The 11,852-nt window shown below is 66.4% G+C and carries 13 protein-coding genes; 5 read left to right on the top strand and 8 right to left on the bottom strand.

The features are described from left to right. The gene (locus OH799_RS20610) at positions 1-1,626 is read right to left on the bottom strand and encodes a carboxyl transferase domain-containing protein (RefSeq protein ID WP_406266552.1); all 1,626 of its coding nucleotides are present in this window, start codon (positions 1,624-1,626) and stop codon (positions 1-3) included. A 93-nt stretch (positions 1,627-1,719) separates the two neighbouring features. Here OH799_RS20610 and OH799_RS20605 point away from each other — a divergent pair, with 93 nt between their 5' ends. Next, entirely contained in the window at positions 1,720-2,313 is a 594-nt protein-coding gene (locus tag OH799_RS20605; protein ID WP_406266549.1) for a TetR/AcrR family transcriptional regulator, read from the top strand. 8 nt (positions 2,314-2,321) lie between these two features. On the opposite strand, the gene OH799_RS20600 is transcribed toward OH799_RS20605, so the two are convergent. Then, a complete protein-coding gene (locus OH799_RS20600) occupies positions 2,322-3,068 on the bottom strand; it encodes a 3-hydroxybutyrate dehydrogenase (protein WP_406266546.1) in 747 nt (248 codons plus the stop codon). Next, positions 3,065-4,468 carry an MFS transporter gene (locus OH799_RS20595; RefSeq protein ID WP_406266543.1) on the bottom strand — a complete coding sequence of 468 codons (1,404 nt, stop codon included), beginning with the start codon at positions 4,466-4,468 and terminating at the stop codon, positions 3,065-3,067. The genes OH799_RS20600 and OH799_RS20595 overlap by 4 nt, the downstream gene beginning before the upstream one ends. Before the next feature lie 101 nt (positions 4,469-4,569). Between OH799_RS20595 and OH799_RS20590 the strand changes: the two genes are divergently transcribed. The 4 genes from OH799_RS20590 (at position 4,570) to OH799_RS20575 (ending at position 9,845) form a co-directional block, all read left to right on the top strand. After that, positions 4,570-5,526 carry a LysR family transcriptional regulator gene (locus OH799_RS20590; RefSeq protein ID WP_406266540.1) on the top strand — a complete coding sequence of 319 codons (957 nt, stop codon included), beginning with the start codon at positions 4,570-4,572 and terminating at the stop codon, positions 5,524-5,526. Between the two features lie 1,121 nt (positions 5,527-6,647). Beyond that, positions 6,648-7,622 carry an L-histidine N(alpha)-methyltransferase gene (egtD, locus tag OH799_RS20585; RefSeq protein WP_406282302.1) on the top strand — a complete coding sequence of 325 codons (975 nt, stop codon included), beginning with the start codon at positions 6,648-6,650 and terminating at the stop codon, positions 7,620-7,622. Further along, complete coding sequence (locus tag OH799_RS20580) at positions 7,619-9,079, top strand: MFS transporter (protein WP_406266537.1); 1,461 nt, start codon at positions 7,619-7,621, stop codon at positions 9,077-9,079. The genes egtD and OH799_RS20580 overlap by 4 nt, the downstream gene beginning before the upstream one ends. 340 nt (positions 9,080-9,419) lie before the next feature. Then, positions 9,420-9,845, top strand: coding sequence for a PPOX class F420-dependent oxidoreductase (locus OH799_RS20575; protein WP_406266534.1), 426 nt, complete (start codon positions 9,420-9,422; stop codon positions 9,843-9,845). 16 nt (positions 9,846-9,861) lie between these two features. On the opposite strand, the gene OH799_RS20570 is transcribed toward OH799_RS20575, so the two are convergent. From OH799_RS20570 to OH799_RS20550, 5 genes are read right to left on the bottom strand one after another with little or no spacing between them, the layout of a single operon-like run. After that, a complete protein-coding gene (locus OH799_RS20570; RefSeq protein WP_327110290.1) occupies positions 9,862-10,155 on the bottom strand; it encodes a gas vesicle protein K in 294 nt (97 codons plus the stop codon). Beyond that, positions 10,148-10,372, bottom strand: coding sequence for a gas vesicle protein (locus OH799_RS20565; protein ID WP_406266530.1), 225 nt, complete (start codon positions 10,370-10,372; stop codon positions 10,148-10,150). The genes OH799_RS20570 and OH799_RS20565 overlap by 8 nt, the downstream gene beginning before the upstream one ends. Continuing rightward, complete coding sequence (locus tag OH799_RS20560; protein WP_406266527.1) at positions 10,369-11,157, bottom strand: GvpL/GvpF family gas vesicle protein; 789 nt, start codon at positions 11,155-11,157, stop codon at positions 10,369-10,371. The genes OH799_RS20565 and OH799_RS20560 overlap by 4 nt, the downstream gene beginning before the upstream one ends. Next, entirely contained in the window at positions 11,150-11,542 is a 393-nt protein-coding gene (locus OH799_RS20555; protein ID WP_406266524.1) for a gas vesicle protein, read from the bottom strand. The genes OH799_RS20560 and OH799_RS20555 overlap by 8 nt, the downstream gene beginning before the upstream one ends. Beyond that, complete coding sequence (locus tag OH799_RS20550; RefSeq protein WP_406266520.1) at positions 11,539-11,847, bottom strand: gas vesicle protein; 309 nt, start codon at positions 11,845-11,847, stop codon at positions 11,539-11,541. Before OH799_RS20550 ends, OH799_RS20555 begins: the two co-directional genes overlap by 4 nt. Positions 11,848-11,852: the final 5 nt, after the last annotated feature.

Genomic DNA, 11,852 nt, shown 5'->3' with positions numbered 1-11,852 from the left:
TCACATCCGGAATACGCCGTAGGAAACGGGTTCGAGCGGCGCCTGCGCACACACCGAAAGGGCAAGTCCGAGTACAGTTCTGGTGTCCGCGGGGTCGATCACACCGTCGTCCCAGAGGCGGGCGGTCGAGTAGTAGGGGTTGCCCTGGCTCTCGTACTGCTCCCGGATCCGCGCCTTGAACGCCTCCGCGTCGGCGTCTGCTCCCTCCCTATCCCCACCCGGGCGGGACCAGGGCTGCCCGCTGCTGTCGAGCCGATCACCGCGCACCGTCGACAGCACCGAGGCCGCCTGCTCGCCGCCCATCACCGAGATTCTGGCGTTGGGCCACATCCACAGGAACCGCGGCGAATACGCGCGCCCGCACATCGAGTAATTGCCCGCGCCGTAGGAACCGCCGATCACCACGGTCAGCTTCGGTACCCGCGCGCAGGCCACGGCGGTGACCATCTTGGCGCCGTGCTTCGCGATGCCGCCCGCTTCGTAGTCGCGGCCGACCATGAACCCGGTGATGTTCTGCAGGAACAGCAGCGGGATCTTTCGCTTGTCGCACAGCTCGATGAAATGCGCGCCTTTCATGGCAGATTCGCTGAACAGCACGCCGTTGTTGGCGACGATGCCCACGGGATGCCCGTGGATGCGCGCGAAGCCGGTGACCAGAGTCTTGCCGTATTCGGCCTTGAACTCGTGGAAACCACTCTCGGCGTGACCACTTCCGTCGACCAGGCGGAGGATGACCTCGCGCACGTCATAGGGTGTGCGCAGGTCGACCGGAACGATGTCGTACAGCTCGGATTCCGGCGCGGCGGGCGCGGCGGTGGGCAGCACCTCCCATGGACTCGGCGGGCGCGGCCCGAGCGTGGCCACGATACGGCGCACGATGCGCAGCGCATCCTGATCGTCCTCGGCCAGGTGGTCGGTGACACCCGATGTACGTGAGTGCAATTCGCCGCCGCCCAGCTCCTCGGCGGTGACCACCTCGCCGGTCGCCGCCTTCACCAGCGGCGGGCCGCCGAGGAAGATGGTGCCCTGGTTGCGCACGATCACGGCCTCGTCGCTCATCGCGGGCACGTAGGCGCCACCGGCGGTGCACGAGCCGAGCACCGCGGCGATCTGCGGAATCCCTGTGGCGCTCATGGTCGCCTGGTTGTAGAAGATGCGCCCGAAATGCTCCCGGTCGGGGAACACCTCGTCTTGGCGCGGCAGATACGCTCCCCCGGAATCGACCAGGTACAGGCAGGGCAGCCGGTTCTGTAGCGCGATCTCCTGCGCGCGCAGATGCTTCTTCACCGTCATGGGGTAGTAGGTGCCGCCCTTGACCGTGGCGTCGTTGGCCACGATCACGCATTCGCGGCCGGACACTCGCCCGATCCCGGTGATGATCCCGGCGCCCGGGGACTCGTCGCCGTACATCCCGGTCGCGGCCAGCGGGGAGAGTTCGAGGAACGGGCTGCCCGGGTCGAGCAGTTGGTCCACCCGCTGCCTGGGCAGCAGCTTGCCCCGCGCGACGTGGCGATCGCGCGCCTTCGCGGGCCCACCGAGCGCCGCTGCGGCCAGCCGGGCGCGTAGGTCGTCGGCCAGTGCCGCGTGCGCGGCACGGAGCTCGGCGGCCTCTTCGGGAACGGTCATCACGCCATCCTGCCATCCAGTTAGTCGCCGATAACTGGAATTCAGGTTAGTCTTGATTAACCGAGATGTCCAGATCGGGCGAAAGGAGCGCATGTGACCAGCGCCGACCCTATTGCGCTCACCCGTCGCGAGCAGTTGAAAGCGCAGCGCCGTGCGCAATTGCTGGAGGCAGGAGCCCGGCTCATCGCCGACCGCGGCTTCTTCGGCATGCGCCTCGACGACCTCGGCGCCGCCGTCGGAATCAGCGGCCCGGCCGTCTATCGGCACTTCCCGAACAAGGAGGCGCTGCTGGTCGAATTGCTCGTCGGGGTCAGTCAGCGGCTGCTCGCCGGCGGTAAGGCGGTGGTCGCGGCGACCGAATCCGCGGGGGACGCGCTGGCCGGGCTGGTCGACCACCACCTGGACTTCGCGCTCGGCGAGCCGGAGCTGATCCGCATCCAGGACCGCGACCTGGACAATGTGCCTGCCTCCGCCCGCCGCGAGATTCGCCGCACCCAGCGACAGTACGTGGAGATCTGGGTCGCGGTATTGCGCGAGCTGCACCAAGACCTACCCGAGGAGACGGCGCGGGTGCAGGCCCACGCCGCCTTCGGCCTGATCAACTCCACACCGCACAGCGCGACAATGGCGACCGCCGTCCGTGCCCGCCCGGTGCTGCGCAGCATGGCGCTGGCCGCCCTCGGTTGAGCGCGCCCTCATCGCGCGCTCCAACCGCCGTCCATCGTGTAGGAGGCGCCGGTGACCATGCCGGCCCACGGCGACGCGAGCCAGCCCACCAGTGCCGCGACCTCCTCCGGCTCGACGAGGCGCTTGATAGCGCTCTCGGTGAGCAGGATTTTCTCCAGCACCTCCTGCTCGGCGATGCCGTGCGCGACGGCCTGGTCGGCGATCTGCTTGTCCACCAACGGCGTTCGGACGTAGCCGGGACTGACGCAATTGCTCGTCACGCCGTGGCGGCCACCTTCCAGCGCGGTCACCTTCGACAGCCCTTCGAGCCCGTGCTTGGCCGTCACGTATGCGACCTTGTACTCCGAGGCCCGTAGGCCGTGCACCGAGGAGATGTTGACGATCCGGCCGAAGCCCTGCCGATACATGTGCGGCAGGGCCGCGCGTACCACCAGGAACGGCGCCTCGACCATCAGCGTGAGCAATTCGCGGAACCGGCGCGGCGCGAAGTCCTCGATCGGGCTGATGTGCTGCACCCCGGCGTTGTTCACCAAGATGTCGGTCTCCAGCTCCAGCGATTCCAGTGCATCGACGTCGAGCAGGTCCACCGCCCAGGACTTTCCGCCCAGCTCGCGGGCGACGGCTTTGGCGCCGACATCGTCGATGTCGGCGACGGTGACCTGGGCGCCACGTGCCGCCAGCTCCCGCGCGCATGCCGCGCCTATGCCGCTCGCGCCGCCGGTGACCAGGGCCGAACGCCCGTCGAGGTCGCTCATCGCACCGACACCGTGGCGGGGTGTCCGCCGAGGCTTGCGGCGTCCGCGAGGTCGACGCTTTCCAAGGTCAGTCCTTTCGTTTCCTTGGCCACGAGCACCGCGATCGCGGTGACCGCGGCCGCGCCCGCCAGGTACCAGGCGATCGGCACCGCGGAGTGGTAGGTGTTGAGCAGCCGGACAGCGATGATCGGGGCCAGCGACCCGGCCACGATCGAGGTGACCTGATAGCCCAGGGACACGCCGGAATAGCGCATCCGGGTGGGGAACATCTCCGCCATGATCGCGGGCTGTCCCGCGTACATCAGCGCGTGGAAGACCAAGCCGATGATGATGGCGGACAGGATGATCACGTTGTGGCCGCTGTCCATCATCGGAAAGGCGAAGAAGCCCCAGGTGCCCGCGGCCAGCGCCCCGACGAAGTAGACCGGTCGTCTGCCGAAGCGGTCGGACATTTTGCCCGCGAGTGGGACCATCACGAAGTGCACCGCGTGCGCGGCGAGCAGCCACCACAGGATCACCTGGGTGTTCACGTGTACCTGCACCTTGAGGTAGGTGATGGTGAAGGTGACCACCAGGTAGTACATGACGTTCTCGCCGAAGCGCAGGCCCATGGCGGTGAGCACGCCGCGCGGATAGCGGCGCAGCACCTCGACGACGCTGAGCGAGGTCGCCTTGATCTGCTCGGCCTCCCGCTGCGCGGCGACGAAAATGGGCGCGTCGGTGATCTTCGTGCGGATGTAATAGCCGACCAGCACCACCACCGCGGAGAGCCAGAACGCCACCCGCCAGCCCCAGCTGAGGAACGCCGCGTCCGAGAGCGTCGAGGTGAGCACGAGCAACACCATCGTCGCCAGCAGGTTGCCTGCGGGCACGCCTGCCTGCGGCCAGCTCGCCCAGAAGCCCCGGCTTCGGCTCGGACTGTGCTCGGCCACCAGCAGGACCGCGCCGCCCCATTCCCCGCCGACCGCGAAACCCTGGATGAAGCGCAGCAAGACCAGCAGCGCGGGCGCCCAGTAGCCGATCTGCGCGAAGGTCGGCAGACAGCCCATCAGAAACGTCGCTGCGCCCACCAGCACCAGGCTGAACTGCAGCAGCTTCTTGCGGCCGTACTTGTCGCCGAAGTGCCCGAAGACGACGCCGCCCAGTGGGCGCGCGGCGAAACCGACGGCGTAGGTCACGAAGGCGGCGAGGATGGCGTCCAGATCGCTGGTGTCCTTCGCGAAGAAGACCTTGCTGAACACGAGCGTGGCGGCGGTGCCGTAGAGGAAGAACTCATACCATTCGACGACCGTGCCCGCCATCGACGCGGCTACCACCCGCTTCAGGCCGTTCGTCGTACCGCCGGGGTCCTCGCCCCTCGGAATTTCCGCGTTCGGCCCGCGGCTTTCGGCGCTCCTCATCGAACTCTCCTTCGTGCCGGGGGTCGCACATCGGGTCGCGATGTGACGACCCCCACAATCTCTGGCTGAACAGAGTATTCGTGCAGATGAAATACGCCGCAATGACCAGTAATGCAGTGTGCATCTGCAAAGATGCAGGTATGCGCCCGGCCTCCGCTGGTCGTCCCAGCGCGGATGACCTACTCGTACTCCTGGCGGTCGGGCGTTCCGGCCGATTCGTCACCGCCGCAGAAGAACTCGGTATCAACCACACGACGATCTCGCGGCGCATAGCGGCGCTGGAGCAGACCCTCGGCGGCCGGGTGCTCACCCGGGTAACCGGTGGCTGGGAACTGACCGATCTCGGCAAGGAGGCGCTGGCCGCGGCCGAGGCGGTGGAGTCGGCCGTGAAATCCCTTGCCGCCGACGCGGGTGGCGACCGGCTGCTGGAGGGGGTGGTCCGGATCTCGGCGACCGACGGATTCAGCGCCTACATCGCCGCGCCCGCGGCCGCCGAGGTGCAGCGGCGACATCCGAAGATCGCGGTCGAGATCGTGGCGACGACCAGGCGCGCGTCGCAACAGCGTTCGGGACTCGACCTCGAGGTGGTAGTCGGGGAGCCGCAGGTGCATCGCGCGACCGCCACGCGACTGGCCGACTACTCTCTCGGCCTCTACGGCTCGCGCGAATACCTGCGCGAACACGGCACTCCGGCAACGATCGACAACCTGGCCGCGCATCCGCTGGTGTACTTCATCGATTCCATGCTCCAGGTCGACGACCTCGACCTGGCCTCCAGCTTCGTACCAGCGATGCGCGAATCCGTCACCTCCACCAATGTTTTCGTGCACGTGGAGGCGACCCGCGCGTCCGCGGGTCTCGGCCTGCTGCCATGCTTCATGGCCGACCGGCACCCCGACCTCGTCCGCGTACTCGCCGACTCGGTAACGGTCACCCTCGGCTACTGGCTGGTCGCCAGGAAGGAAACCCTCCGCCGCCCCGAGGTGTCCGCCGTCGTAGACGCCATCCGCGCCGTGGTCGCGGACCTGCGCCCCACCCTCCTCGGCCGCCACGGCTGACGCGGATTCGAGACCTGCGCTGCCCGGCTCGGCCGGTGCCTCATGGCGTCACGGGTGGGTGCCGCGTTCGGCTGCATAGACTGTGATCCAGATCACATTCTGCGGCGCGGCAAGTGTGGTGGCGGCCAATGGCAACCTCGGTGAATGCACGGCAATGCTCCGATTATGGTGTTCTCATACTCGCTGGCGCTGCTCTCTCGTGATCGAAATCCCAAAAGCATACAACCCGACTGACCTATCCGCATTTCTCATGGTAGGGAACATTTGCCAGCAGTGGGGAGTTGCATACTTATCTGCATGAGGTACGAACCGGAGCTTGTGGGCCACTGTAGCTAGTCGATCAGCCAGATGTTTCTCCGCATCGCTGCCGGGCGTTGGCGGAGGCGTAATTCTGTCTTCGTTTCCGGCGTCATATCGACTTCAGTGTTCCGGCTTCAAGCGGAGGAACCCGTGCAGCCACACGTGACCGTGAACTATCGAGTAAGCGGCGTCGACGTTCCGTATACCGAATGTATCGACCACGGTATCACTCTTGTTGCCTACGTATACGCGAGCCGGGTGCTCGGGGATATGCCTAAGTGTGCGACGGCCGCTGTCGCGGTCCTTGGCGACATAACTCTCGTACAGGCCGCGAAGCGCGACCCGGCGGCCCGGTTCGCGGCGCTGGAACGCATTGTCGTAGGGCGCGAATCCGCCCTCATGGCGGTCGCCGAGTTGCGCGCGGAGTCGGACATCCCGGGTGATCGACCACAATATTTCATGCGGCTTCGAGACAAATCATCTATGGTCGGCGCAATTGTCGCGCGGAATGTCGCCTTACCCGAATTTCGTGATTCTCTCGATGTGCATGCGGTCATGGAATTCGCCGCGAACCACGGATTTCCGATCATCATCGAACCGCGACTTGGCACCTGCGGTGGAAACTCTTTGAATTCGGATTCCGAAGCGGATGCACCGGAATTGTCGGACTGCTGCCCCCGGTTGTCGGCTTCTGGAACGAATAGGCCCGCCATAAGTATGTGTTCGCCCCGGCGCAGTGAAGCCGGGAAGCGAATTCTGCTGCGAATAACTCGACCACGCAGCGGGATGCGCTTGGGATATTTGCACGAAAGGAAACCACGATCGACATGGAACCAACGGTCGATGTTCGCCTAACCGAAGCGGACCTGCGAGACGCGCTGTGTACGGACGTTCTGCTCGGGTTGTCGGGACGACGAAAATGGCTGCCCTCCAAGTGGTTCTACGATGGGCAGGGCAGCAAACTGTTCGAGGCGATCACCGAACTGCCCGAGTACTACCCGACACGGACCGAGCGCGCGCTGCTGCGCGCCGGCGCGGACGAGATCGCGATCGCGGCGTCCGGCGCCGCGGAGCTGGTCGAACTCGGCTCGGGTTCATCGGAGAAGACTCGCCTGCTGCTGAGTTCGCTGAGCGAGCACGGATCGTTGCGCTCATATGTGCCACTGGATGTCTCCGAGTTCGCTTTGCGGGCCGCCGTGGGATGGATCAACGAAGAATTCCCGCGGCTGGAGATTCATGGAGTGGTCGGTGATTTCATGAGCAGACTGGATTCCCTCCCGCGCTGTGGCCCACGGATCGTCGTGCTGCTCGGCGGCACACTCGGCAATCTGGTACCGGCGGAGCGGGCCGAATTCTTCGGGCGCATGTACGACGTCCTCGAGCCAGGGGAACAGCTGATGCTGGGCGTGGGTCTGGTGACCGATCCGGCCGTCATGGTGCCCGCCTACGATGATGCCGCCGGCGTGACCGCCGAGTTCAACCGAAACATCCTGCAGGTGGTGAACAACCGACTCGGCGCGGACTTCGAACCCGACCGGTTCGCGCACGTAGCGGTGTGGGATGCCGACAACGAGTGGATCGAGATGCGGCTGGAGGCGACGGCCGACATGACGGTCACCATCGCGGATCTGGATCTCGTGATCGAATTCGCCGCCGGTGAGCAGATGCGCACCGAGATCTCGGCGAAGTTCCGGTTGACGCCGTTCCACGGGGAACTCGCGGCGGCCGGTTTCCGACCGCAGCGATGCTGGACCGATCCCGCCGATCGTTTCGCTGTGGTGCTCGCAAGAAGATGAGTGACGTCATTGCGGCGACCGGGGCGACGCCTGCCGAGCGTCCCCGGTTGCGATCGAGTGCCGGACGGAGGATCGTCGCGGCGACCGTGCTCGGTTCGGCGGTGGTGTCGTTCGATGCCACGGTGGTCAATATCGCCGCGCCACACATCGGTTCGGGTCTCGGCGCCGATGTGGTGGACCTGCAGTGGGTGGTGAGCGGCTATACCCTCGCCTTGGCGTCGCTGATCCTGGTGGGTGGCGCGTTGGGCGACCGGTTCGGTCGTCGCGCGGTCTTCATCTGCGGCAGTGTGGGTTTTGCGCTGGCGTCGGCGTGGTGTGGTGCTGCGTCGGATGTCGGGATGCTGGTGGCGGCGCGGGTGGTGCAGGGAGTCGCGGGTGCGTTGATCACACCCGGCAGTCTGGCGCTGATCTCGGCGTCGATCGATCCGCGCGATCAGGGGGCGGCGATCGGAATGTGGTCGGGTCTGGGGGGAGTGGCGGGCGCCATCGGGCCGATCGCCGGCGGATGGCTGGTGGAGCTGGCAGGGTGGCGCTCGGTGTTCCTGATCAATGTTCCGCTGGCGGTAGCCGTGGCCGTCATCTCGGTGCGATGTGTTCCGGAATCCCGGGATCCGCATGCGCCCCCGCGGCTGGATGCGCTCGGAACCGCCGCAATCGTCACGGGACTGGGGATGCTGACCTACGGGTTGATCGCTGCGCGGGTATGGATGGAGCTAGTCGGTGTGGCGCTGCTCGCTGTGTTCGTCCTGGTGCAGATCCGCAGCCGTCACCCGCTGGTTCCGCCGGCGCTGTTCAGCTCGCGTGTGTTCACCACGGTCAATCTGGTGACGTTTCCGGTGTATGCCGCCCTGGGATGTGTGTTGTTCCTGCTGCTGCTCCAGTTGCAGATCGTCGCGGGGTATTCACCCCTAGCGGCAGGGACGGCGACGATGCCGATCACCGCGATCATGTTGGTGTCGTCGACCTGGGTGGGGCAGTGGGCGCAGCGGCACGGTGCGCGCGTGCCGATGACGATCGGGTTGCTGCTGGCCGCCGCGGGATCGGTCCTACTGGCCCAGATCGATACGCATGCTTCTTATTCGACCGCGGTGCTGCCCGGCGTCGTTCTCTTCGGCGCGGGCATGGCTGTGTTCGTGGCTCCGCTGACCGAATCCGTATTCGCCGCGGTGCCAACCGAAGAAGCCGGGATCGCCTCCGGTGTCAACAATGCGATCGCCCGCATCGCCCAGTTGCTCGCCATCGCCGCTATCCCCAGCCTCGTGGGAATCTCCCGAGCGCCCCTCACCGACGCTATCGCCTTCGGTGCCGGTTACCGCGCGGCCATGTGGATCTGTATCGGCCTGTTCGGTACCGGCGCGGTGCTCGCCGCTGCACTCATGCCGCAGCCGCGGCATATCGGCGGCAAGGCATCATGGCCGCGATCGCGCGGCGCGAGTGCATTCCGGCTGTCGCAGTGACCTGAGGTGACAGGATCGACAACGGTCCGCGTCCGTGCTCGAGCGGCCGGGATGCGGCCGGCGACGAGTGATCCTATGAATCCGACACCCGGCTGGATGCTCGATGACCGACACTGGCAGTGGGTCGCCTCTGCGATGACCAGGCCAGACAGTTACTGGTCACACCGCGGCGCGACGAGCTCGTTGTGCACGTCGCGGTCACGATCCATTCCGCGGGAACCCGGCTGGTACCGACCGGGTCTCGACATCCATCCGGCCGATTCCATCGGCGACTCACCTGCCCGCGCGACATGCGCTGTCGATGCGCGCACTACAGCCGACGGCGACCTAGGGTGAACGGATGGCCTCTCTCTCGGATCCCGACGTGCGCGAATTCCTCACCCACGGCACTCGAACGGGCAAGGTGTCGTTCGTAGCGGCCGACGGCAGGCCGCTGGTCACGCCGGTCTGGTTCATCCTCGATGGTGACGCGTTGGTCTTCAATACCGGGAAGTCCACCGTCAAGGGCAAGGCGTTCGCGCGCGATGCGCGCGTCGCGGTGTGCGTCGACCTGGAGGAGCCACCGTACTCATCGATCCAGTTGCAAGGCACCGTGACGCTCTCCGAGGACCCGGACGAACTGCTGCGCACCGCCACCGAGATCGGTGGACGCTACATGGGTGCGGACCGGGGCGAAGAGTTCGGCAAACGCAATGGCGTGCCAGGCGAACTCGTCGTCCGGCTCCGGCCCTCGAAAGTGATCGCACACTTCGACGCGACGGCCTGACTTCCCGATGCGGGCCTCACTCCCGGGGCAGCAGCGTCCCCAGCGGTCCGAGGTCGATATTGAGATCCTCAGGGGTGAGCCCGAAGTGGTTCCGCAACTCCTCCATTCGCTCCTCGAGCAGCATCAGGGTGGTGCCGATCCGCTCGATCTGCGCGTCGCTCAGGTCGCCTTCATCCACCCGCCGCAATGCCTGCCGCTCCATCAGTTGCCGGAGTAACTCCACCAGGGTGAGTACGAGCGTGACGAGCCCGCGCTCGACGGATTCCGGATTCGAGTCGATATGTGGTGGAATGCCGTCGAATTCAGTCATCGCTGTGCGGCTCCAGCTCATCGCGCGGTGCGGCGGACTCGAGTGGCTTGGTGGAAAGGGGAGTGATGGAGGAGATGAGAGCCCGCAGTGAGATCTGCACCATGTCGACATCCGCGAGGGAGAGCCTGATGTCGCCCGAGATGACGACCCCGCCCGCCAGCACCCGGTCCAGTAGGTCGATGAGGGCGATGCGGCGCTCCCCGTCGGCGTTCCTCATATGGGCTCCCGTTCCACGCCGGCGAACGAATACGGTGGCCACGGGCCGGTGAGCTCGAGCCGGATACCGGGATATTCCTTCCCGAGTTCCCTGACTGTCGAGACGAACTCGTCGGCGCGCTCGTCGTCCACCAGATAGGTGCCGTTGAGTACCATCCAGTCCCGCCTGCCACTCAGCGCGGGATCGGTCGCGGCCTGACGTCGGCCGCCGGCGGCATGCCGTACCAGGTGCGCATGGATCTCGTCGGCACGCGTCGCGGCGTCACGTTCGACGGTCTCCCGCGCGGACAGCTGGGCTTTGCGACGGAGCAGATACGCCGTGCCTGCGCCTCTGTCACTGCTCGTCGCCTTGGCCTCGGCCACCGCGGCGGTAAGGGCGTCGCGGTCGCCGTAGGCTTTGACGCCCCACTCCGTGCGGTCGGTCACCAACTCGAGGGCCGACTGGAAGTCCGTCCGCCGCTCGTCGAGCAGACCGAGAACTCTGTCGTCGTCGAGGTAGACGGTGGCCAGGCGCAGCGGGACAGCCGGGCCCCGTCGCGCGACAGCGGAGACGACGGTGTCATGGGCCCGGGCCGTCGCCTCCAGCCATGTCAGATCTTCCAAATTGCGCCGCAGCGGTTCCTTCCCGAAAACCTCGAGTGGGACCGTACCGACGACGGCCGCCAAGCCGTTCGCGATCACAACGCGCACCGCCTCGCCCGCCACGCCGGTCACGTGGCCCAGCTCGTCCGCGGTGCCGCCGTCGACCGTCACCGCGTACAGCCACACCCCGACACCGTCAGTCACGGTCCTCCTCTTCCGCCGGTTGGCGGGCGCGCTCGATGGGTGTGTGGCGGTCGCGTCCGGCTTCGAGTTCGGCGATCCGGTCGCGGAGTTCGCGGTTCTCGAGTTCGAGGTCCCGATCCTGCCGCTCGAGTGTGCGGGCTTTGCTGTTGAGCCAGGGATCGGTCTCCCACCAGTCGATTCCCACCGCCTTCGCCGTCTCCAGCGACGCGATCACCAACCGCAGTTTGATGGTGAGCAGTTCGATGTCGAGCAGGTTCACCTGGATGTCACCGGCGATCACCAGGCCCTTGTCCAGAACCCGTTCGAGGATGTCGCCGAGGTTTGTCGACTGGTGTCCGCCGCCGTAGGGCTGCGGCATCGACGATCCGCTCCCGGCTACCGTCATGTCCGAGTCCTTCCGCCGATGTCGCTGCTGCCGCGGCTGTAGCGCTTGGTTCTGCGGTAGGCCAACAGGTTCCCGTCCAGGTCGATCTCCACCTCGTAAAGCGCCATCATGTCCGCCGACGACGGGATGCGGCGGTCCTCGAGTACCTCGACCTCCACCGTCCACCCGTGGTCCGCCGGCTCCACGGAGGTAGCCCCCTGCGCTTCCTTCGCGGTCAGCTCCACGAGGTGGTCGATCGCCGCACCGGCGGCCTGCGCCGCGGTCAGGGGAGCGGGTTCGGACTCGTGGGTGGTTTTGCCGGTCACGCGGG

It is taken from the genome of Nocardia sp. NBC_00881, assembly GCF_045207455.1.
Taxonomy (GTDB): Bacteria; Actinomycetota; Actinomycetes; order Mycobacteriales; family Mycobacteriaceae; genus Nocardia.
The sequence above is the reverse complement of the archived record's forward strand: the minus strand, read 5'-3'. Positions and strand labels throughout refer to the sequence as shown.

What these genes read in the sequence shown, in the direction of transcription:
- OH799_RS20595 (WP_406266543.1), bottom strand. Translation starts at nt 4,468, where the DNA reads ATGAGGAGCGCCGAAAGCCGCGGGCCGAACGCGGAAATTCCGAGGGGC.
- OH799_RS20570 (WP_327110290.1), bottom strand. Translation starts at nt 10,155, where the DNA reads ATGACTGAATTCGACGGCATTCCACCACATATCGACTCGAATCCGGAA.
- OH799_RS20600 (WP_406266546.1), bottom strand. Translation starts at nt 3,068, where the DNA reads ATGAGCGACCTCGACGGGCGTTCGGCCCTGGTCACCGGCGGCGCGAGC.
- OH799_RS20580 (WP_406266537.1), top strand. Translation starts at nt 7,619, where the DNA reads ATGAGTGACGTCATTGCGGCGACCGGGGCGACGCCTGCCGAGCGTCCC.
- OH799_RS20610 (WP_406266552.1), bottom strand. Translation starts at nt 1,626, where the DNA reads ATGACCGTTCCCGAAGAGGCCGCCGAGCTCCGTGCCGCGCACGCGGCA.
- OH799_RS20590 (WP_406266540.1), top strand. Translation starts at nt 4,570, where the DNA reads ATGACCAGTAATGCAGTGTGCATCTGCAAAGATGCAGGTATGCGCCCG.
- OH799_RS20555 (WP_406266524.1), bottom strand. Translation starts at nt 11,542, where the DNA reads ATGACGGTAGCCGGGAGCGGATCGTCGATGCCGCAGCCCTACGGCGGC.
- OH799_RS20575 (WP_406266534.1), top strand. Translation starts at nt 9,420, where the DNA reads ATGGCCTCTCTCTCGGATCCCGACGTGCGCGAATTCCTCACCCACGGC.
- OH799_RS20565 (WP_406266530.1), bottom strand. Translation starts at nt 10,372, where the DNA reads ATGAGGAACGCCGACGGGGAGCGCCGCATCGCCCTCATCGACCTACTG.